Below are 21,707 nucleotides of genomic sequence, written 5' to 3' on the forward strand. Positions count from 1 at the left end.
GCTTCGACTGCCGAGACACATGAGGCGCCCGACGTTCATGCCTCTGCCTGGGAGCGTCGAGGGACGTACCCCAACGGCCCGTGCCTGACGAGGACTTCGGGCGGAAACGACCTGGCGCGAGGCGGAGCCCCCAGCCCCGTTCAGGACTGCGGGGCGTGGGCGGCGCGGACGCCTCTCACGCGGTCAAGTAGCCGTTGGCGCCGCGCTGTTGAGTGCTTCCTCGCGCCGTCTTCGCGTCAGAAACTTGGCGCATCCGCCTGACCGGGCAGGGTAGTTGATGTCCCGTGCGGCGATCGACCGGCCGGCCGGTGACACCGGCGTCGCCGGACGGGAGTTCAGCATCGACTGATCCGGCTCGGGCAGCCCTACGGCAAGACCGTGAACCTGCGCAGGCTCTGACCCGAGCCACCTGACAGGCTCTCCTCCTTCCGTGGGGGCTCGCTCGAAGGAGGAGAGCCGTCAGCAGGCACACCGCACCACGCGCCAACCGGTGGCCCTACCGGCGCGGGACCGTCCTGTTGAAGCCGCATGGCCCTGTCGCCGCGCGCACGGAGCGGCGATCCGACGCGCCGGGGTCCGCGCCCCCGTCGCCGTCAGGCGCCCGCCGCCACCGGCTGGTCCCGGCCGTCCCGGTGGATCGGGACGCGGGTGCCGGTGAGTGGCGCGCCCGTGCCGCCGTGCCGTGCCGCCACGATCTCGGCGGCGATGGACAGGGCGGTCTCCTCCGGCGTGCGGGCCCCGAGGTCCAGGCCGATCGGCGAGCGCAGCCGGGCCAGTTCGGCCTCCGTGACGCCCGCCGCGCGCAGGCGGCGGGCGCGGTCCTCGTGGGTCCGCCGCGAGCCCATCGCGCCGACGAACGCGACCGGCAGCCGCAGCGCCACCTCCAGGACGGGCACGTCGAACTTGGCGTCGTGCGTGAGCACACACAGCACCGTGCGGGCGTCCGTCGCGGTGCCGCGCAGATACCGATGCGGCCAGTCCACGACGACCTCGTCGGCCTCGGGGAAGCGGGCCCGGGTGGCGAAGACGGCCCGGGCGTCGCACACCGTCACGTGGTAGCCGAGCAGCTTGCCCGTGCGGACCAGCGCCGCCGCGAAGTCCACGGCACCGAACACGATCATGCGCGGGGGCGGGGTGCTCGACTCGACGAGCAGGGTCACCCCGCCCGGGCAGCGCGAGCCGTCCTCGGACACCTCGACGGTGCCGGTGCGGCCCGCGTCGAGCAGCGCGCGGGCCTCGGCCACCGCCGTGCGGTCCAGGGCCGCGCCACCGCCGAGGCCGCCCGCCGCCGAGCCGTCGCCGCGGACGAGCAGGGCCCGGCCGAGGAGTCCGGCGGGGCCGCGGGGCCCCCCGACGAGCGCGGCCGGCTCGTCGCGGGCGGCCCGGGCCAGGGCCTCGGTGACCGGCGCCCGGTCCGGGGCGTCGGCGGGGACGGGCACGACCAGGACCTGGAGGGTGCCGCCGCAGGTGAGGCCGACGGCGAAGGCGTCCTCGTCGCTGTAGCCGAACTCCTCCACCACCGCCTCGCCGTCCGCCAGCGCCCGCAGGCACAGGTCGTACACCGCGCCTTCCACGCAGCCGCCGGAGACCGAGCCGACGGCGGTGCCGTCGCTGTCGACGGCGAGCGCGGCGCCGGGGCCGCGCGGGGCGCTGCCGCCGACGGCCACCACGGTGGCCACGGCGAACGAGCGCCCCTCGTCGGCCCAGCGCCGCAGCGTGCCGGCGATGTCAAGCACGGTCCGGCCCGCCGTCGGCCGTGCCCGTCGGGCCCGCGGTGTCCGGGGCCCCTGCCGCGCCCGTCGGGCCCGCGGTGTCCGGGGCCCCCGCCGCTCCCGCCGCGCCGAGGACCCGGTCCGGCCGGATCGGCAGGTTCCGGTGGCGGACGCCGGTGGCGTGCCACACGGCGTTGGCGATCGCCGCGGCCGCGCCGACGATGCCGATCTCGCCGATGCCCTTGATGCCGACGGGGTCCTCGTCGTCCGCGTCCTCGACCCAGTCCGCCTCGATGCGCGGTACGTCGGCGTGCGCGGCGAAGTGGTAGCCCGCCAGGTCGGGGCCGACGTGCGTACCCGACGCCGCGTCCCGGACCGCCTCCTCGTGCAGCGCCATCGACAGGCCCCACGTCATGCCGCCGACCAGCTGGCTGCGGGCGGTCAGCGGGTTGATGATCCGGCCGGCGGCGAAGATGCCGAGCATCCGGCGGACCCGTACCTCGCCGGTGGCGACGTCCACGGCGACCTCGGCGAACTGCGCGCCGTAGGAGTGGCGCTCCTTCTGCGCGAGCGCGGCGAGCACGTCGCTGGTGTCCGAGCGCGCCGTGAGGCCCTCCTCCGGTACGGCGCCGCCGAGGGCCAGGCGTTCGCGCAGCTCGCGCGCCGCCAGGAGCACCGCCCAGCCCCAGGAGCGGGTGCCCATGGAGCCGCCGGCGAGCCAGGCCTGGCCGAAGTCGCTGTCCGCGATGCGTACGCGTACCCGGTCCGGCGTGACCTCCAGCGCGTCCGCGGCGATCTGGGTGAGCGCGGTGCGGGCGCCGGTGCCGACGTCCGCCGCGGTGATCCGTACGGTGAAGGTGCCGTCGGGCTCCGCCGTCACGGCCGCCGTGGTCGGGGCCGCGCCGACGAAGAACGTGGACGCCGCCATGCCGGTGCCGACGAGCCAGCGCCCGTCGCGGCGCGTGCCGGGGCGCGGGTCGCGACCGTCCCAGCCGAAGCGGCGGGCGCCCTCGCGGTAGCAGGCGAGGAGGTTGCGGCTGCCGAACGGCAGGCCGGAGACGGGCCCGACGGCGGGTTCGTTGCGCTCGCGCAGCGCGATCGGGTCGACGCCGCACTTCTCGGCGAGCTCGTCGAGGGCGCACTCCAGGGCGAAGGAGCCCGGTGCCTCGCCGGGCGCCCGCATCCAGGTGGGCGTCGGCACGTCGAGGGGCACCAGCCGGGTGACGGAGTGGTGGGCGTCGGCGGCGTACATCGACCGCCCGAACCCGGCGCTCGCCTCGACGAACTCGAACAGCTTCGACGTGACGCCGTGGGCCTCGTGGCCGAGGGCGCGCAGCCGTCCGTCGGGGTCGGCGCCGAGCCGCACGCGCTGGGTCGTGGGGCTGCGGTAGCCGACCACCGAGAACATCTGCCGCCGCGTCAGGGCCACGCGCACGGGCCGGTCGAGGACCGTCGCCGCCATCGCGGCGCCCACCTGGTGCGGCCGTACGCCCTTGCAGCCGAAGGCGCCGCCGACGTGCTCGGACCGCACCCGCACCGAGGCCACGTCCAGCGAGAACAGGTGGGCCAGCTCCTCGGCGACCCACCGGCTGCCCTGGTTGGAGTCGACGACTTCGAGCCTGCCGCCGTCCCAGCGGGCGGTGGCCGCGTGCGGCTCCATCGCGTTGTGGTGCTCCTCGGGCGTGGTGTACCGCTCGTCCACCACGACGGCCGACGCCGCGAGTTCGGCCTCCAGGTCGCCCTTGACGGCCTCGTTGGGCCGGCCCATCACGTTCTCGGGCGTGTACGCCGCCGCGTGCCCGGGGTGGAAGCCGATGTCGTGCGGCTGGGTCTCGTACCGCACCTGGAGCGCCTCGGCGGCCTCCCTGGCCTGCTCGGACGTCTCGGCGACCACGAGGGCGACGGGCCAGCCCGCGTAGGGCACGCGGTCGTGCTGGAAGAGGCCGACGACGGGGTCGGGCGGCCCGAGGGTGCCCACGTACTCCGTCTCGACGCGGGGCGCGTTGCCGTGGTGGAGGACGGCGAGCACGCCCGGCATGCGCAGCACCGGTCCGGTCTCGACGGCGACGACGCGGCCGCGGGCGACCGTGGAGAGGACGAGCCAGCCGTGGGCGAGTTCACCGAAGGGGATCTCGCTCGCGTAGCGGGCGGCGCCGGTGACCTTGTCCCGGCCCTCGATCCGGGTGTGCCCGGTGCCGACGGCTCCGGGCGCCGCCGTGCCGCGGGTGGCGGTGGTCATCGGCCGGCCTCCTCGGCGAGTTCGGTCAGGACGGCGACGACGAGGTTGCGCATCAGGGTCACCTTGTATCCGTTGTCGGGCAGCGGCTCGGCGGCCGCGAGTTCGGCGTCCGCGGCGGCGGCGTACGCCTCGGCGGTCGCCGGGCCGCCGGTCAGCGCCCGCTCGGCGGCACGCGCCCGCCAGGGCCGGGACGCCACCGCGCCGAAGGCGAGCCGGACGTCGTGCACGCGGCCGTCGCGCACGTCGAGCGCGGCGGCGAGCGAACCGATCGCGAAGGCGTACGAGGCGCGTTCGCGCACCTTGCGGTAGCGGGAGCGGGCGGCGACCGGCGCGGGCGGCAGCGTGACGGCGGTGATCAGCGCCCCGGTGGGCAGCGCGGTCTCCGCGTGCGGGGTGTCCCCCACCGGCAGGTAGAAGTCCGCGAGCGGCACCTCGCGGGGGCCGTCGAGGGTCTCGTAGGCGACGACCGCGTCGAAGGCGGCGAGGGCCACGCCCATGTCCGAGGGGTGGACGGCCACGCAGTGCTCGCTGGCGCCGAGGATGGCGTGATTGCGGTGCTCGCCGCGCAGGGCGGCGCATCCGCTGCCGGGCGTCCGCTTGTTGCAGGGCCGCGCCAGGTCGGTGAAGTAGGCGCAGCGGGTGCGCTGCAGGAGGTTGCCGCCGACCGTGGCCATGTTCCGCAACTGGCCGGAGGCGCCGGCGAGTACGGCCTGCGTCAACGCGGGGTAGCGGCGGCGGACTTCGGGGTGGGCGGCCAGGTCGCTGTTGCTGACGGTGGCGCCGATCCGCAGGCCGCCGTCGGCGGTCGGCTCGATCCGGTCCAGCGGCAGCCCGGCGAGGTCGACGAGGCGCTCGGGACGCTCCACGCCCGCCTTCATCAGGTCGACGAGGTTGGTGCCGCCCGCGAGGAAGCGGGTGCCGTCATCGGCGCCGTGCAGGGCGAGGGCGCCGGAGACGTCGGGCGCGCGCAGATAGCCGAACTCCCTCACGCCAGGGCCTCCTTGGCGGTGCCGGCGGGTATGTCGTCCCCGGTGTCGGGGGCGTCGGCGGCGGTCGCGTCCCGGTCGGCCGCGGCGGCGCGCTCGACCGCCCGCACGATGGACACGTAGGCGCCGCACCGGCAGAGGTTGCCGCTCATCCGCTCCCGGATCTCCTCGGGGGTCAGCGGCGGCACGCCCGCCTCGGGCCGTACGTCGTCGGTCGCGGCGCTGGGCCAGCCCGCCGCGTGCTCGTCGAGCACCGCGAGGGCCGAACAGATCTGCCCGGGCGTGCAGTACCCGCACTGGAAGCCGTCGAGGTCGAGGAAGGCCTGCTGCACCGGGTGGAGCCGGTCGCCGTCGGCCACGCCCTCGATGGTGGTGATCTCGCGTCCCTCGGCGGCCACCGCGAGCTGCAGGCAGGAGACGGCGCGGCGCCCGTCGACGAGGACCGTGCAGGCGCCGCACTGGCCCTGGTCGCAGCCCTTCTTCGTGCCGGTCAGGTCCAGGCGCTCGCGCAGTGCGTCGAGCAGGGTGGTGCGGTGGTCGACGGGCAGGGTGTGTTTCTCGCCGTTGACGGTCAGGGTGACGACGCTGTGGGTCGCCGTGGGGGCTGGAGCCATGGTCAAGCCTTCTTTCGCGTACGCGGAGGTGGCGCGCGGCGCAGCGGGACGCGCTGGAGCCGGTGGCGCTCGGCGTGCTGGGACGTGCTTGGACGTGCTCGGGCCGGGCGTGCCCGGGCCGGTGGTGCTTCGGCGTGGTGCTTCGGCGTGGTGCGAGGACGAGCTGGTCGGGCGCGTTCGAACGGGCGGGACGTGCTCAGGGGTGGTGCGCGGTCACGGGTGCGGCCCGCGGGCGAGGGTGGCGCGCGGGCGCCGGGCCGGCCACCGGCCCGGTCGGACAGGTCGTGCGAACAGGGCGTACGAGCAGGGCGCGCGGACGCCGGGCGGGCGCCGCGGGGGCGTCCGGCCGGCCGGTGTCCCGCTATGGTGATCCCAAGCGGACACCTGTCCGATGACTCCGAACCTAACGGACACCTGTCCGCTTGAGCAAGGCCGGACGGCCCGGGCCCGGAAGGACGAGGGGTGCACGAGAAAAGGAACGCGCCACTGCGGTCGGACGCGCAGCGGAACCGCGAACGCATCCTGCAGGTCGCCCTCGTGGAGCTGACCCGGGCGGCGGACACCCCCCTGAGCGCCATCGCGAAGAAGGCGGGCGTGGGGCAGGGCACCTTCTACCGCAACTTCCCGAACCGCGAGGCGCTCATCCTTGAGGTCTACCGCTACGAGGTGGAGCAAGTGGCCGCCACCGCGGCCCAGTTGCTGGCGGACCGCGCCCCGGACCAGGCCCTGCGGGAGTGGATGGACCGCCTCGCCCGCTACTCCATGACGAAGGCGGGCCTGGCCGAGGCCATGGGCAAGGCCACCGCGTACGGCAGCTTCGTCGCCCTCGGGCACGGCCCGCTCACTTCGGCCATCACGCTCCTGCTGCGCGCCAACGACGAGGCGGGCACCATCCGGCCGGGCCTGACCTCCGACGACTTCCTGCTCGCCATCGCGGGCCTGTGGCACATCGACCCGTCCGGCGACTGGCAGGCACGCGTGGACCAGCTCCTGGACATCGTCATGGACGGGCTGCGGGCGGGGGCGCCGGGGCGCCACTGAGCGGGACGGACCGCCGCTCCGGTGCCCGCCTGGGAGCCCACCGCGGCCAACGGCCGCTCACCCCAGGAAGCTCAGCCGCACCTGCCGGTCCGGGTTGTCCTTGTTCGTGTCGACCAGGCACACCGACTGCCACGTGCCCAGCTCCAGCCTGCCGCCGACGACGGGGAGCGTGGCGTGCGGGGCGACCAGGGCGGGGAGCACGTGGTCGCGGCCGTGGCCGGGGCTGCCGTGGCGGTGCTGCCAGCGGTCGTCGGCCGGGAGCAGGGTGTGCAGGGCGGCGAGCAGGTCGCGGTCGCTGCCCGCGCCGGTCTCAAGGACGGCCACGCCGGCAGTCGCGTGGGGCACGAAGACGTTGAGGAGGCCGTCGCCGCCGCGGGCCGCCTCGGCCAAGAAGGTGGCGCACTCGTCGGTGAGGTCGACGACCGTCTCCTGCGAGCCGGTCGTGATGTTCAGGATGCGGGTGGTGAAGGCATCGGACATACGTCCCATCCTGCACCACCGCGCGGCCTCCGACCCCGTCGGACACCACCCCGCCTTCCACCTGGCGGGACGGCGCGTCCGGTCCGCGAGACACCATTGACCGCGCGTCGCCGAGATCGCTACGTTCTGCCGCATGTCGCGTTCAGCCCTGCTCACTTCGCGCGGTCACATCGACCTGCTGCGGGTGGCCTCCGCCGCGTGTCGCCGCGGCTGCTGACGCCCTCTCACCCGAACCGGACGGCTGCGCGTACAGCACGTACAGCACATACGCCGTAGCGTCCGCCCACGGTCCCGACGCTCCCCGCGGGCGTCCGTAGACCACTGCGGCACGCGAGCACGTCGGCACGTCAGCTCGTCGGTCCTCGGCCCTCGGTCCGTCGGCCCGTCGGCCCGCCCGTACGGTCCCCCGCGCCTGCCCCACGGTCCGCACGCCGCTCGTACGCCGTGACTCCGCTGCGGCGGCCGCGGCGCGGTGCCGCCGTCCACGGCCGGGCCGGGCCGTCCGCCGGGCCGAGCCGCACCGCAGCCCCGCCCCAGTGTCCCCGCCTTACTGCCTTCCCCCTTCCCGCTTCCCGCCGCCGGGAGCCGTCCGCCCTGGAGTGCCATGAGCATCAGCCATGCCCCACCGTCGCCTCCTTCACCCGACATATCCGGTCAAGGCACCCAGGAGGTCCCGGACGTCGGGGCCGTCCCGCCGCCGCCCGAACTCGTCGCCCTCGTGCCCGCCTCCGCCCGCCGCGCCCGTGTCCCCCGCTGGCTGCGCCGCACCACCGGCCCCCTGCTGCTGCTCGTCCTGTGGCATCTGCTCAGCGTCGGCGGCGTCCTGAGCGACGACGTGCTGGCCTCCCCGGGCACCATCGCGCGGGTCGCGGGGAACCTCGTCGAGGACGGGTCGCTGCCCTCGGCCATGGGGGTCTCCCTGCAGCGTGTCGCCGTCGGCCTGCTGCTCGGGACCCTCGTCGGAACCGGACTCGCCCTCGTCTCCGGCCTGTTCCGGATCGGCGAGGACCTTGTCGACGCGAGCGTGCAGATGCTGCGGACCGTGCCGTTCGTCGGGCTCATCCCGCTGTTCATCATCTGGTTCGGGATCGGCGAGACGCCCAAGCTCGCCCTCATCACGCTCGGCGTCTCCTTCCCGCTGTACCTCAACGTGTACGCGGGCATCCGGGGCGTCGACACCCAACTCATCGAGGCGGGCGAGTCGTTGGGGCTCTCCCGCTGGGGGCTCGTACGGCACGTGGTCCTGCCGGGCGCGCTGCCCGGCGCGCTGACCGGGCTGCGGTACTCCCTCGGCATCGCCTGGCTCGCCCTGGTCTTCGCCGAGCAGATCAACGCCGACGCGGGCATCGGCTTCCTGATGGTCCAGGCCCGGGACTTCCTGCGGACCGACGTCATCGTCGTCTGCCTGATCGTCTACGCCTTCCTCGGCCTCCTGGCCGATCTCGCCGTCCGCACTCTCGAAAGGCTGCTGCTGCAATGGCGACCGACGTTCACCGGCCGGTGACCACCGCGGCGCCCGCCGCCGTCCGCGTCGACGGGCTCACCCGCGCCTTCGACGGCCGGGCCGTCATCGACGGGCTGCGCCTGGACGTGCGGCCCGGCGAGTTCGTGGCGCTGCTCGGCCGCAGCGGCTGCGGCAAGTCCACGCTGCTGCGCGTCCTCGCCGGGCTCGACCGCGAGATCGAGGGCACCGTCCTCGTGCCCCGCCGCAAGGCCGTGGCGTTCCAGGCGCCGCGCCTGATGCCCTGGAAGCGGGTGTGGCGCAACGTGGTGCTCGGCCTGCCCGGCAAGCCCGAACGGGCCGTCGCCGAGCGGGCTTTGGACGAGGTCGGGCTCGGCCACCGGTCCCGCGCCTGGCCCAAGACGCTGTCCGGCGGCGAGGCCCAGCGCGCCTCCCTGGCCCGCGCGCTGGTGCGCGAGCCCGACCTGCTGCTCCTGGACGAGCCGTTCGGCGCCCTCGACGCGCTGACCCGGGTGCGGGCGCAGCGGCTCGTCGGCGAGCTGTGGCAGCGGCGGGGCTGCGCCGTCCTGCTCGTCACGCACGACGTGGAGGAGGCGGTGCTGCTCGCCGACCGGGTCCTCGTCATGGACCGGGGCGTGATCGCGCACGAGCAGCGCGTCGACCTCGACCGGCCCCGGGACATCACCGACCCCCGCTTCGCCGCCCTGCGCGCCGGGCTCCTGGAACGCCTCGGCGTCGAAGCGCCCGCCCCTGCCACCGCTCCCGCCACCGTCCACGCCCCGGCCCACACCCCCGCCCGCACCGCCACCTGACCGGCCTCCCCCGCCGAGCCCGTGACGTACGCACAGAACGGACACGCCCCCATGCGACGACGCCTCGCCCCTGTCCTGCTCCTCCCCCTGGCGCTGGCCCTCGCCGCCTGCTCCGGGACGTCCTCGGCCACCTCGTCGACCGGCGGCGGCGGACGTACCGACGGCAAGGGGTCGCTGACCCTCGCCGTCGGTGACCAGCGCGGCGGTTCGGAGGCCGTGCTCCGCGCCGCCGGCGAGCTCGACGACCTGCCGTACCGGATCAAGTGGTCGACGTTCACGTCCGGGCCGCCGCTCCTGGAAGCCGTGAACGCCAAGGCCGTGGACATCGGCGCGGTCGGCAACACGCCACCGGTGTTCGCCGCGGGCGCCGGCTCGAGGATCTCGGTGGTGGCCGCGGCCCACGGCACCGCGCGCGGCGAGGCCATCGTCGTACCGAAGGACTCCGGGCTGCGGCGGACGGCCGATCTGAAGGGCAGGTCGGTCGCCGTGGCGCAGGGGTCGTCCGCGCACTACCAGCTCGTCGCGTCGCTGCGGAAGGCCGGGCTCACGCTGAAGGACGTCGACGTCACGTACCTGCAACCAGCCGACGCGCTCGCCGCGTTCACCGGCGGCACCGTCGACGCCTGGGCGGTGTGGGACCCGTACACCTCGCAGGTCCTGCGCGGCGGCAAGGCGCGGGTCCTCACCGACGGCGAGGGCCTCGTCAACGGCCTGAGCTTCCAGGTGGCGGCGCCCGGCGCGCTGAAGGACAAGAAGAAGGCCGCCGCCGTCGGCGACTACCTGCGCAGGCTGCGCAAGGCCCAGGACTGGGTCTTCCGGCACCCCGAGGCGTGGGCGAAGGTCTGGTCGAAGGACACCGGACTGCCGTACGAGGTCGCCCTCGACGCGGTCAAGCGCACCCACGGCACGCGCGTCCCGGTCGCCGTGGACCGTGCCGCCGTCGCCTCCGAGCAGGCCATCGTCGACACCTTCGCCGAGCTGAAGCTCATCCCGCGCCGCGTCGACTTCGCCGACTTCGCCGACGACCGGTTCAACGGCTCGCTGCCGCCCTCGACCACCAAGCCCCGCACCTACCCCCGTACGCCCGAGGAGTCCTGACCATGACCGTCCACCTGCACTGGTTCCTGCCGACCGGCGGCGACGGCCGCACCCTCGTCGACCGGCACGCCTACACCGACGGCGGCATCACCCGCTCCCGCGTCACCCCGGTCAGCGGCGTGCGCGCCCCCGACATCGCGTACCTCGCGCAGATCGCCAAGGCCGCCGAGCAGCTCGGCTTCGAGGCCGTGCTGACGCCGACGGGCACCTGGTGCGAGGACGCCTGGCTGACGACGGTCGCCCTGGCCCAGCACACCGAGCGGCTCAAGTTCCTGGTGGCGTTCCGGCCCGGCGTGCTCTCCCCCGTGCTCGCCGCGCAGATGGCGGCGACGTACCAGCGCGTCACGCGCGGGCGCCTGCTCCTGAACGTGGTGACGGGCGGCGACTCGACCGAGCAGCGGCGCTTCGGCGACCACGTGGACCACGACCGCCGGTACGCCCGCACCGACGAGTTCCTGTCGGTGGTCCGCGGCGTGTGGGGCGGCACCCCGTACGACTTCGACGGGAGGTACTACCAGGTCGAGGGCGGTCTGACCGCGCTGCCGCCGGACCCGCTGCCGGAGCTGTTCTTCGGCGGCTCGTCGGCCGCGGCGGGCCCGGTCGCGGCCCGCCACGCGGATGTGTACCTGACCTGGGGCGAGCCGCCGGAGCAGGTGAGGCAGAAGCTCGACTGGATCCGGGGGCTCGCCGAGGCGGAGGGGCGCACGGTCCGCTTCGGCATCCGCCTGCACAGCATCTCCCGCGACTCGGCACGGGAGGCGTGGGCCACCGCGCGGCGCCTCCTCGACGACCTCGACGCCGACACGGTCGCCGCCGCGCAGGAGGCACTGGGCCGCAGCGAGTCGGTCGGCCAGCAGCGCATGCTCGCCCTGCACGGCGGCTCCCGCGACGACCTGGAGATCGCGCCGAACCTGTGGGCGGGCGTGGGCCTGGTGCGCGGCGGCGCGGGCACCGCGCTCGTGGGCAGCCACGCCGAGGTCGCCGACCGCATCGAGGAGTACCACGCGCTCGGCGTGGAGCACTTCATCCTCTCCGGCTATCCGCACCTGGAGGAGGCGTACTGGTTCGGCGAGGGCGTCGTCCCCGAGCTGGCGGCGCGCGGGCTCCTGTCCCGCATCCCCGCCGCCCCGCTCGCCGGCGTCCCCGCCGCGAACGGCCGCCCGGCGTCGGCACCGGGCGGGGCTCCGCTGCTGGTGGCCGGGGGCCGCTGAGCCGCTGAGCCGGTCGCTGAGCCGCGGGAAGATCCCGCACCCCGGCATGGTTGGTAGAAACGTGAACGATATCGGGGTGCGGGACGCGGACGTGACGGACACAGGTGTGACGGATGTGGACGTGGTGGTCGTGGGCGCCGGGCAGGCGGGCCTGTCCAGCGCCTACCACCTGCGGCGCAAGGGGTTCGAACCGGGGCGGGACTTCGTCGTCCTGGACCACGCGCCCCGGCCGGGCGGCGCGTGGCAGTTCCGCTGGCCCTCACTGACGTACGGCAAGGTGCACGGCATGCACGCGCTGCCGGGCATGGAGCTGACCGGGGCGGACCCCGCCCGACCGTCGTCGGAGGTGATCGGGGAGTACTTCGCCGCGTACGAGGACCGCTTCGGCCTGCGCGTACGGCGTCCCGTGGACGTGCGCCGCGTACGCGAGGGCGACGGCGGGCGGCTGCGCGTCGAGACCTCGGCGGGGACCTGGGCCACGCGCGCCCTGATCAACGCGACCGGCACCTGGGACCGGCCCTTCTGGCCGCGCTACCCGGGCCAGGAGACGTTCCGCGGCCTGCAGGTGCACACGGCGGGCTACCCCGGGCCCGAGGCGTTCCGCGGGAAGCGCGTCGTCGTGGTGGGCGGCGGCGCCTCCGGCACCCAGCACCTGATGGAGATCGCCCCGTACGCCGCCCGGACGTGGTGGGTGACGCGGCGGCCGCCCGTGTTCGCCGAGGGGCCCTTCGACGAGGAGCGCGGGCGGGCCGCCGTGGCCATGGTCGAGGAGCGGGTGCGGCGGGGCCTGCCGCCGCTGAGCGTGGTGTCGGTGACCGGGCTCGCCGTCACGGACGCGGTGCGCGAGGCCCGCGCGCGGGGCGTGCTGGACCGCCTGCCGATGTTCGACCGGATCACCCCCACCGGCGTGGAGTGGGGCGACGGGCGGCGGATCGAGGCCGACGTGATCCTGTGGGCGACCGGCTTCCGCGCGGCCGTCGACCACCTGGCGCCGCTGCGGCTGCGGGAGCCGGGCGGCGGCATCCGCCTGGACGGTACGCGGGCGGCCGCCGACCCGCGCGTCCACCTCGTCGGGTACGGGCCCTCGGCCAGCACGATCGGCGCGAACCGCGCGGGACGCGCGGCGGTACGGGACATCGTGCGGCTGCTCGGGGACGGGTCGGTGGCCGTGCCCGGGCCGAGGGCTCGGGTGGCCGGCGCGGAGGTGCCGGTACCGGCCTGAGGCGGGCGAGACGGCCGGGACAGGTGTGCGAGACAGCCGAGTCAGGCGTGGGACGGACGGCCGGGTCAGGCGTGGGACGGGGTCGGCGGCCTGCGGCGGCGGCTTCCGTCCGGCGGCACCGCGAGCGCGTCGCGCAGGCGGGGCACGACGGTGAAGCAGTCGGCCACGCCCGCGAGGCGCATCACCTTGCGGTGGAAGGGGTCCTGCAGAACCACGGTGAGGCACAGCTCCCGGCGGCGGGTGGCGTTGCGCGCCTGGCACAGCAGGGACAGGCCGCCGCAGTCTAGGAACGTCACGTCGCTCAGGTCCAGGATCACGTCGTGGCGGCAGGTGAGCGTCAGCTCGGCGAGGCGGCCCGTGAGCCGCTCGGTGGCGTAGATGTCGAGCTCTCCCCAGAGCGTGATGACCAGCCGCTCCTGCCGCACCCGGGCGTGGAGACCGAAGGGAGGACTGTCGTCGTGCATCGTTCCCCCTCGTGGCGCCCTGCGCGCGGATTCGGGGTGCGGCGGCCCGGCGCCCCCCGGCCCGGATCGGACCGGCCGGGGCTCGTGAACCCACCACAGTGATTGCGGTATGCGGTGATTGCGGTCTGTGCGGTGAACTGTCTCGCCACCGGGGGCACGCGCGGCGCGGTGGTGCCTATGGCATACCCGACAGGCGCAAGATAATGCAACTCCTCTGCATTAAACCGGGGTTGGCCGATGCGGCCGGGCTCCGGCGCACGCCGCCGGGCGGGGGGCGCCGACCGCCGTCGCGGCACCGCTGTCGCGCCTGGTCCGGGCCGGGTCACCGGTCGGCCGGGCGGTGCGGTGCCGCTGTCGGCGGTGGCGTCACAGTGTGTGGAGAAGTTTGTTCGGCTCCACCGGCGGGGTGCCCTGCAGAACGCCGGTGGTGGCGTTGTCGATCAGGTGCCACTTGACCTGGGCGGGGGTGTCCGCGGGCCGGAGGGCGAGGCGGAGCGCCGCCGCGCCGGCCGCGTGGGCGGCCGCCATCGACGTACCGCTGACAGTACGGACGGAGGTGTCGCTGTCGTGCCACGCGGAAGAGATCTGCACGCCGGGTGCGAACAGGGATACGCACGAGCTGTAGTTCGAGGAGGAGGCCCGCCGGTCGGTGCGGTCGACGGCGCCGACGGTGATCACCTCGGGGAGGCGCGCGGGCGACGTGGAGCAGGCGCCGGTGGAGGTGCCCGCGCTGCCGGCCGCCGCGGTGTAGGTGACGCCGGAGCGGACCGAGGAGCGTACGGCGTTGTCGAGGACGCCGTCGGCCGGGCCGCCCAGGCTCATGTTCGCCACGGCCGGCCGCGCGGCGTGCGCCGTCACCCAGTCGACCCCGGCGATGACGCCCGACGTGGTGCCGGAGCCCTGGCAGTCGAGGACCCGCACCGCGACCAGCCGGGCCTCTTTGGCGACGCCGTGGGTGCGGCCCGCCGCGATGCCGCCGACGTGGGTGCCGTGGCCGTTGCAGTCGACACCGTTCCGGCCGTCGCCCACGGTGTCGACACCGACCGAGGCGCGCCCGCCGAAGTCCTGGTGCGTGGTGCGCAGCCCGGTGTCGATGACGTGGATGCGGACGCCGGGAGCCGTGGTGCGGTACGTGTAGCTGCCGGACAGCGGCAGTGCGCGCTGGTCGACGCGGTCCAGGCCCCAGGGCGGGTTCGGCTGGGTCCCGTCGGCGGCCGCCGGGGCGAGGCGCACGCGGGTGTCCTGGTGGACGGACGCGACCCGCGGGTCGGCGGCGACGCGCGCGGCCCGCGCCCTGCTCATCGTGGCGGAGAAGCCGCGCAGCGCGGCCCGGTACACGTGCCCGAGACGTGTACCGCCGCCCTGCCCCAGCAGCTCACGCGCCACGCCGGGCACGTCACGGCCCCGCGTGTCCTTCAGGACGACGATCCACCCGTCCGGCACGGCGCTCTCCCCGGCCCCGGCGAGACGCAGCGCGCCCGCCGGGCCCGTCGGGGCGGCCCCGGCCGCGGACGCGCCGCCGACTGGGAGACCGGAGGCGAGGACGAGCGCGGACAGCACCGCGACGGCACGGGTGCGGGAGGGACGTGTCATGGCTGCACCTCTTCTGCTTCCTCGTGGGGGTGAGGGTCCCGGGGGGCGGGAGCGGCGGGGGTGGGCGAGGGGGATTGCCGCCCGGGGCAGGGGGTACCCGGCGACGGTGGTCCGCCGGATGGTCGGCCGGCGGGCCACGTCTGCGACATGCCGCCAGGGCTGGGCGGGGTCGCCCTCCGCCGGTCACCACGTCGGCGGGGGGACGCCGGAACGACAGGCGCGGCGGCATCGTTCAGCGCCGCAACACCGGATGCGGCGGCGCCGTTCAGCACCGCCGCACCAGATGAATCGCCCACCTGTTCTCTGGACCGCCCTGCTTTCGCTCGCGCCCCGCAGATGCGGTGATGGCTCATCCGCTCCCCTCCCTTCCCTGGCTCTCTCGACGGAACATCGCTGGAGAGTCATGGAAGCGTCGATGCGCGATGCCATCAACGGTGTGCGGAGTTCCGCGGATGCATTCCGGCCTGTGCCGGTGCGCCTGCGGAGAACCACTCGGTGGTCGTCCTCAGTCGGTCATGTACCGATGCCGGGCCATACCCCATAGAGGGCGACGACCGCCGAGACGGCGGACGCCACGACGGGCGTCCACAGTCGGATGGCCCGGGTTCGGGCGCCGCGTCGCCTCCTGATGCATGTACGGCACGGGGGCCGTTCCCTATTGTGCATCTGCCCCTCCCGTTGACTCCGTCCGTGCGTTGCCTACGGGGAACAGGCTGCGTCCACTGGGTTCCCGCAGTCACGGGAATGCGCTACCGAGGAGGCGGGAGTCGCAGGTCACCGCCTTACGCCCAGTCCGGCGGCACGTGCCTGGACGATCAATTCCATGCGATCGTTCACTCCGAGTTTGGCCTTGATGTCGGTCAGCGCGTTCTCGACGCGCTTGGTGCTGATGCCCAGGTGGGCGGCGGCACTGGCTGTGGTCTGCCGCGGTGTGGCGATGATGTCGAGGATGTCCCGTTCTCTCGGGGTCAGTTGCGGGAAGGCGGTTTCGCGCCGAGCCGTCCGCAGTTCGTCGAACCAAGGACGCATGCGGGCTGTGTCGGACAGATTGAAGATCCATGCGCCTGCGGCGACGTCGCGGACCGCTCGGACGATCTGTGTGACGTCGCCCGCCTTCATGAGGAAGCCCGATGCCCCGGCGCGCATGGCGGCCATGACATTGAGGTCCTCCTCATACTCGGAATGGACGAGCACCTTTGTCCCGAGTCCTGCCCGTTGGATCTCCTGAGTGGCCCACAGGCCGCTGCCGTGCGGCATCCGGACGTCCATCACGACGACGTGCGGGCGGAGCTTCAAGGTCTGCTCAACGGCTTCGTGGCCGTCACAGGCTTCGCCCACTACGGTGATGTCGGCGTCGGACTCAAGGAGCACGCGCAATCCGTACCGGGTGAACGCGTGGTCGTCCGCGATCACTACGCGAATCTGCTGTTCCACTACGTGGTACCGCCCTTCGCCACCAAGTCGTCGTCCTGCGTGGCTGTGCCGAGCAGGGTGAGCGGCAGTCGGGCCACCACCTCAGTGCCTCCACCGTCGCGTGTGCGCACGTCACAGGTACCGCCGATCTCGGCAGCACGTTCCCGCATGGACCCCAGGCCCACGCCCGGACGGAACAGTTCCGGCAGGCCGCAGCCGTCGTCGGCGACCGTCAGGACGAGTGCCTCACCCGACGCGACGCTCACCCAGCAGGTGTCGGCACGGGCGTGCCTGACGGTGTTGCCCACCGCCTCGGCGATGATCCAGTAGGCAGCCTCCTCCACCGCCGCCGGCAACCGTAGCGGCCCGTCGGAGAACCGCACGTCCGTGGTCAGGGGCACCCGCTCCAGGTAGGCGAGGACGGCGTCCCGCAGCCCGAGCTGGTCGGCGGGCGACCTCAGCCCCACCGAGATGCGCCGGAGGTCTTCCGTTCCCCGACGGATGTGGTCCAAGGCGGTGGTCAGCAGGTCTTGCGTGGCGTCGGGGTCACCGCGCAGCTTCGTGAGGGCGGCTTGCAGAGTCCAGGTGGCACCGGTGAGAACCGGCCCGACCCCGTCGTGCAGGTCCCGGGCCAGTCGTCGGCGTTCCTCGGCGGCAGCCGCGACCGCCCGCTCCTGCGCCTGCCCCAGGGTCAACGAGAGCTGGACGACGGACGCGGCTTGGGCGATGTGCCGGGCCACGTCGCCCAACAGCCGCATGTCCGCCGATGAGAAGTGCTCCTTGGCATCTCTGGCACCGACGAGCAGGACGCCGATCTCCTCACCCCGATGCACCAGAATGAGCTCCAACAACGGCCGGACCTCCGTTCCGTGGGCCGCTACGCGGGTCCGTTGAACGCCTGTTGTTGTCGTCTGGTCCAGCTCAATGGCCACGTAAGGCACGTGCAGAGCATCAGCCACGACCGCTGCGGCCTCCGGAAGCACTTTCTGCGGATCACTTGTTGTCTCCAGACGTCGACCGAGCATGACAAGAGCCGTGTACGGGTCGTCGCGCAGCCCGTAGACGAGTCGGCTCACCGAGCGTTGCAGCAAGGTACGGAGCGGTTGCAGCAGCACGGCCACGATGCCCGTCGCCAGCAAGGGGACCGCTCCGGTGGCTGAGTGGCGCAGCAGTTGCCCCAGAACACTCACGGCGCCTACGTAGAGTCCGATGACGCCACCGGTCAACCCGGTATAGACCAATGTGTGGCTGAGGATCCGGTCGATGTCGAAGAGGTTGTCGCGCACGATCGCGACAGTGATGGCTGTGCTGAGCAGCAGGATCACGGCTTCGACGGCGAGCGACTCCGCCGGCCCGTCCAGGAGCACGATGTGCGCGGCCACCAAGCAAATGCCCACCAACGCCGCCCAGGCCATCCACTTCAACTGCCGCTTCTCCTGGCCAGTCACGCTCCGGTAGCGGAACAGCAGAGCGGTGATCGACAGCAGAAAGGGGACGAGAGTGATGGCCAGGGAAATCATGCCGATGGTCACGTCGCTGTACGACAACCCCGGTATGCCCAGAGGGTTGGTGGTCGTCGGGAAGTAGCCGCCGCCCAGCGGCCCCGACTCGGTGGCAGCAATCAGCAAATTCACGCACCCGCACGCGACCATGTACCTCGCGGCCCACCTCCAGCGCGCTGACGGTACGTGCCCATTCGGAAACAGCAGCAGGAGGAAGATGAAGGGGAAGGTGAAGAGTGCGAAGCTCCATGAGCTGACCCAGGCCGACAGCAGGCCGCCCGGCAGGCCACGCGGCAACGCGTGGAGGGCGTACGCGTGACTGAGAAGATCGATCGAGTCGCCGCACCCGGCGACGAGCAGGAGCCAACCCGCCGGATTGTTCGGCACACGCCTGGCGACCAGCAGGCCGAGGGAGGGAAGCAGCAATCCCAATGGTGTTTCGGCCAGAATCAGCCACCAGGGGTGCCAGTCCGGACGCGGCGTATGACGGGACAGCACCGCGAACACCGCCGCCAGGCTCATGAACACGGCAGCCGTGCCCCAGAGGGCCCACGCCGTGCGCTCCGTCGCGAGGTGCGCCTTTCCCCGAGCCACGACATGCGGAGCGCGCCGCGTCTGAGCCTCCGTGAGCTTGTTCATGGCTCACCTCCAGCACGGTCACCGTCGCGGTCGTCCACTCCCGGACACAAGGGAGCCGGCTCCCGGGACGCCGGGAGGGCTCCGTGCGGGAACCGCCGCGGAAGCCGTGCGACGCACTCACTCCCACCCCCGGGACGAGCCCGTAGGTCACAACGGCCACCGACCTCGGCGGCACACGCGCGCAGCGAGGACAGCGCCGGGCCCGGGCGCACGGTACTCGGCAGTCCCGTCCTGTCATCGGCGACCGTCAAGGTGACGTGGTGTTCGTCCACCTCCATACCCACCCAGCAGCGCGCCGCCCCGCCGTGCCTGAGTACGTTCGACACCGCCCCGGTGAGCACTCGGTACACAGTCTCCTCGACCGCCGCGGGAAGCTCTGGAAACTGGTCCGGCAGTGCGGTGTGGACCGACATCGGCACACGGTCCACATACGCCAGAACGGCTTCCCTCAGGCCGACCTCGTTGACCGGTGAACGCAGTTCGAAGGAAAGGCGGCGCACGTCCTGCGCACTTCGGCGCACGCGTTCCAGCGTCGCAGCGAGCATGCCGCGTGCCCGGTCGGGGTCTGCACGCGTCAGTTCGGTGGCCTCTCGGACACTTCGAGCCGCGCCGACCAGGACCGGCTCGATGTCGTCGTGCAGATTCATGGCGAGGTGGCGTCGGGCCTCGGCCCGCGCCACGACAGCCTCCCTCTGCGAGCGCCTCACCTCCAACGACAACCTGACGTTCGCCGCCGCTTGGGCGATGTGGCGCGCCGTGTCCCGCAGCAGCCGCAGATCGGCGGGGGTGAACTCCTCCTGCGCGGACCGCGTGGCGACCGCCAACGTCCCGATCTCTTCGTTCCGGTGCACCAGCGCGACACGCACCAAGGGAGGACTGCCGGATGTGTCGTTGGCCGCTCGCGTGCGCCGTTCAGCGACCGTCACCCCGTTCATCTCGATGACCACGTACGGTGAGCGCATGGCATCGGCCACGGTGGAAGCCGCGGTCGGCAGCACCTTCTCCACGACGTCTGTCGTCTCGAGGCGACGGCTGAGGTTCGCCAGTGCCGTATACGGGTCGTCCCGCAGACCGTAGACAAGTCGGCCGGCCGCCCGTTGCAGCATGGACCGCAGTGGTTCCAGTGCCAGCGCCGTCGCACCGGTCGCGAGCAGCGCCGCCGCTCCTGGGCTTACGTGGCGCAGCACCAGCCCGAACAGCGCTACCGTGCCGGTGTAAAGGCCGACGACGCAGCCCGTGAGTCCGAAGTAGACCAGCGATCGACTCAACAGCCAGTCAACGTCGAACAAGCGGTGGCACACGATCGCCACCGCGATGGCGAAGCTCAGGATGACCGGCATCAGATCGATGCAGACCGTCAGCCACATCCCTCGGTCGAACATCATGGCCCCAGCAGCGAGGACAAGGTCGATGAGCGCCGCCAGCGCCACCCACTTGAACCTTTGCCGGGTCACGCCGGTGGAGTGAAGGAACCGATGCAGCAACGAGACCGTCGCGAGCAGAAAAGGCAGCGCGACCAACGCCAGTGAGATCGCGCCCTCGTGCTGCTCGAGGACCGCGAGCCAGGAAACCCCCATGGGGTTCGGCACATTCCGGTGGGGTGCACGGTCAACCGGTCCCGGAACGAAACTGGCTATCGCTGTCACGCAGGCTCCGCACAAGCCGACGTACCACGTAACGGCCCGCCACCTCCTCCCGGGCAGTCGGCCGTCCGGAAAGCACAACAGCAGGAAGAAGACCGGGAAGAAATTGACCGCGAAAGCCCAATTCGACACCCATCCCGACGCAGCGACTCCTGGAAGGTCGTGGGCGAGCCCGTAATCCGTGTACGCGTGCCCGAAGGCGTCGAGCAGCCCTCCGAAACCGGACAACAGGAGCAGCCACCCGACCCTGTTCCACGGCTGCCGTCTGGCCACCAGGAACCCCGGGTACGCGTACGCCATCAGCGCTACGGGCTCCACTATGGCGACCAGCCATGGATGCCACTCGGGACGCGGAGCCGACATCATGGGCAGCGTCAGCGCGGTGGTCGAGACAGCCATGACCACCGCGCCCAGCCACAGCCCCCAAGCGAACCGCACGGCACCCGGTCGCGCCGCACATGCCTGTCGGCCTTCGCCGCCACACGCGTTCGACCGAATAGGTATTCGACGAAATCGCTTGTAGCCGCTTGTTATGTGACGCACGCCGCCCCCCGAGGAGCAATTTGCCCCAAGCCCGTGACGAACGTCCCAGAATCACGCTGCGAGGACAAGGGCTGTGCGGCCATTTACGGAAAAAGGCCGAGCACGCGGGCCACTAGTCCGCGGTCACCGGTTCTTGTTGAACTCCGCCACGTTGCGCCGCTGTTCCTCATAGCTCGCGGTGAAGCGGGTGTCCCCGCGCTTCACGGTCACGAAGTAGAGCCAGTTCCCCGGTGTCGGGTTCGTGGCGGCCCGCATCGCGTCCTCGCCGGGGTTGTTGATGGGGGTGGGGGGCAGGCCCATGCGGGCGTAGGTGTTGTAGGGGCTCTTGAGCTTGGTGTCGCTCGCGGCGGTTCTGAGCGTGGAGCGTTTCAGGGCGTAGTTGATCGTGGAGTCCATCTGGAGGGGCATGCCCCGGTCGAGGCGGTTGTAGATGACACGGGCCACCTTGCCCATGTCCGCCTTGGTGTCCGCCTCCGCCTGGACCATGCTCGCGATGGTGACGGTCTGGTAGATGTTCACGGCGTTGCGGTCGGCGCCCGCGGTGACGTGGCCGCCGCTGAACTTCTTGTTCGCGGTGTTCACCATGTACGACAGGACGGACGCCGGGGTCGACTGGGACCCGATGGGATACGTGGCCGGGAAGAGGTACCCCTCGGGGTTGCCGCCGGCGTCGCCGGGCAGTTTGAGGTCCGCCCGGCCGGCCGCCTTCTTCGTGGTGCCCTCGGCGACCCCGAGGGCCTTGTCGACGGCCTCGTACACCTGGCCGGAGCGCCAGCCCTCGGGGATCGTCAGCGTCTTGGGCCGTGGTTCTTCGTCGTCGTCCGGGAGCAGCAGCGGGACCGCCACGGCGGTGGCCGCGGCGACGGCTCCGGACGTGATCAGGGCGATCCGGCCCCGGCGCGTCAGCCGGACCGCTGTGCGCTTCTTGCCCCCTGGCGGTGTGGTGGTGTGCATGCGGGCACGGTAACCCGGCTTTTGTCATATTTCAGGGCGAATTCCTACGGATCGGACCCCGGCGGACCCGACCCCGGCG

Annotated in this window: 18 protein-coding genes; 7 read left to right on the forward strand and 11 right to left on the reverse strand. The window is 73.0% G+C overall.

Annotation, left to right across the window (positions count from 1 at the left end):
- Positions 1 to 593: 593 nt before the first annotated feature.
- From QK440_RS04280 to QK440_RS04295, 4 genes are read right to left on the reverse strand one after another with little or no spacing between them, the layout of a single operon-like run.
- A complete protein-coding gene (locus QK440_RS04280) occupies positions 594 to 1,736 on the reverse strand; it encodes an XdhC/CoxI family protein (RefSeq protein ID WP_282791586.1) in 1,143 nt (380 codons plus the stop codon).
- Positions 1,729 to 3,951, reverse strand: a complete 2,223-nt coding sequence (locus QK440_RS04285; RefSeq protein WP_282791587.1) for a xanthine dehydrogenase family protein molybdopterin-binding subunit — start codon at positions 3,949 to 3,951, stop codon at positions 1,729 to 1,731. The genes QK440_RS04280 and QK440_RS04285 overlap by 8 nt, the downstream gene beginning before the upstream one ends.
- Positions 3,948 to 4,940: a xanthine dehydrogenase family protein subunit M gene (locus tag QK440_RS04290; protein ID WP_282791588.1), complete on the reverse strand. Its 993-nt coding sequence runs from the start codon at positions 4,938 to 4,940 to the stop codon at positions 3,948 to 3,950. The genes QK440_RS04285 and QK440_RS04290 overlap by 4 nt, the downstream gene beginning before the upstream one ends.
- Positions 4,937 to 5,551 (reverse strand): 2Fe-2S iron-sulfur cluster-binding protein, encoded by a 615-nt coding sequence (locus QK440_RS04295; RefSeq protein WP_282791589.1) that lies wholly within the window; start codon positions 5,549 to 5,551, stop codon positions 4,937 to 4,939. Before QK440_RS04295 ends, QK440_RS04290 begins: the two co-directional genes overlap by 4 nt.
- A gap of 462 nt (positions 5,552 to 6,013) precedes the next feature.
- Here QK440_RS04295 and QK440_RS04300 point away from each other — a divergent pair, with 462 nt between their 5' ends.
- On the forward strand, positions 6,014 to 6,592 hold the full coding sequence (locus QK440_RS04300; RefSeq protein WP_282791590.1) for a TetR/AcrR family transcriptional regulator: 579 nt from the start codon (positions 6,014 to 6,016) through the stop codon (positions 6,590 to 6,592).
- A 57-nt stretch (positions 6,593 to 6,649) separates the two neighbouring features.
- On the opposite strand, the gene QK440_RS04305 is transcribed toward QK440_RS04300, so the two are convergent.
- Positions 6,650 to 7,072: a secondary thiamine-phosphate synthase enzyme YjbQ gene (locus QK440_RS04305; RefSeq protein WP_282791591.1), complete on the reverse strand. Its 423-nt coding sequence runs from the start codon at positions 7,070 to 7,072 to the stop codon at positions 6,650 to 6,652.
- A gap of 133 nt (positions 7,073 to 7,205) precedes the next feature.
- On the opposite strand from QK440_RS04305, the gene QK440_RS41340 reads away from it, so the two are divergent.
- The 6 genes from QK440_RS41340 to QK440_RS04330 all read left to right on the forward strand — a co-directional run bounded on the left by QK440_RS41340 (position 7,206) and on the right by QK440_RS04330 (position 12,877).
- A complete protein-coding gene (locus QK440_RS41340) occupies positions 7,206 to 7,289 on the forward strand; it encodes a putative leader peptide (protein ID WP_319053403.1) in 84 nt (27 codons plus the stop codon).
- A 387-nt stretch (positions 7,290 to 7,676) separates the two neighbouring features.
- The gene (locus QK440_RS04310; RefSeq protein ID WP_282791592.1) at positions 7,677 to 8,576 is read left to right on the forward strand and encodes an ABC transporter permease; all 900 of its coding nucleotides are present in this window, start codon (positions 7,677 to 7,679) and stop codon (positions 8,574 to 8,576) included.
- Positions 8,549 to 9,346, forward strand: coding sequence for an ABC transporter ATP-binding protein (locus tag QK440_RS04315; protein ID WP_282791593.1), 798 nt, complete (start codon positions 8,549 to 8,551; stop codon positions 9,344 to 9,346). Before QK440_RS04310 ends, QK440_RS04315 begins: the two co-directional genes overlap by 28 nt.
- 51 nt (positions 9,347 to 9,397) lie before the next feature.
- Entirely contained in the window at positions 9,398 to 10,444 is a 1,047-nt protein-coding gene (locus tag QK440_RS04320; protein WP_282791594.1) for an ABC transporter substrate-binding protein, read from the forward strand.
- A 2-nt stretch (positions 10,445 to 10,446) separates the two neighbouring features.
- A complete protein-coding gene (locus QK440_RS04325) occupies positions 10,447 to 11,655 on the forward strand; it encodes an LLM class flavin-dependent oxidoreductase (protein ID WP_282791595.1) in 1,209 nt (402 codons plus the stop codon).
- 106 nt (positions 11,656 to 11,761) lie between these two features.
- Positions 11,762 to 12,877 (forward strand): NAD(P)-binding domain-containing protein, encoded by a 1,116-nt coding sequence (locus QK440_RS04330; protein WP_282791635.1) that lies wholly within the window; start codon positions 11,762 to 11,764, stop codon positions 12,875 to 12,877.
- Positions 12,878 to 12,942: 65 nt separating this feature from the next.
- Here the strand turns inward: QK440_RS04330 and QK440_RS04335 are convergent, their stop codons facing one another.
- The 6 genes from QK440_RS04335 to mltG form a co-directional block, all read right to left on the reverse strand.
- Entirely contained in the window at positions 12,943 to 13,341 is a 399-nt protein-coding gene (locus QK440_RS04335; protein WP_282791596.1) for an STAS domain-containing protein, read from the reverse strand.
- Between the two features lie 366 nt (positions 13,342 to 13,707).
- Entirely contained in the window at positions 13,708 to 14,934 is a 1,227-nt protein-coding gene (locus tag QK440_RS04340) for a S8 family peptidase (protein ID WP_282791597.1), read from the reverse strand.
- A gap of 774 nt (positions 14,935 to 15,708) precedes the next feature.
- Positions 15,709 to 16,368, reverse strand: coding sequence for a response regulator transcription factor (locus QK440_RS04345; RefSeq protein WP_282791598.1), 660 nt, complete (start codon positions 16,366 to 16,368; stop codon positions 15,709 to 15,711).
- Positions 16,368 to 18,488 (reverse strand): sensor histidine kinase, encoded by a 2,121-nt coding sequence (locus QK440_RS04350; protein WP_282791599.1) that lies wholly within the window; start codon positions 18,486 to 18,488, stop codon positions 16,368 to 16,370. The genes QK440_RS04345 and QK440_RS04350 overlap by 1 nt, the downstream gene beginning before the upstream one ends.
- Entirely contained in the window at positions 18,485 to 20,530 is a 2,046-nt protein-coding gene (locus tag QK440_RS04355) for a GAF domain-containing sensor histidine kinase (RefSeq protein WP_282791600.1), read from the reverse strand. Before QK440_RS04355 ends, QK440_RS04350 begins: the two co-directional genes overlap by 4 nt.
- 267 nt (positions 20,531 to 20,797) lie before the next feature.
- Positions 20,798 to 21,628, reverse strand: coding sequence for an endolytic transglycosylase MltG (mltG, locus tag QK440_RS04360; protein ID WP_282791601.1), 831 nt, complete (start codon positions 21,626 to 21,628; stop codon positions 20,798 to 20,800).
- Between the last annotated feature and the right edge of the window lie 79 nt (positions 21,629 to 21,707).

This window comes from Streptomyces sp. CC224B, from assembly GCF_030010595.1.
Lineage (GTDB): Bacteria > Actinomycetota > Actinomycetes > Streptomycetales > Streptomycetaceae > Streptomyces > Streptomyces longispororuber.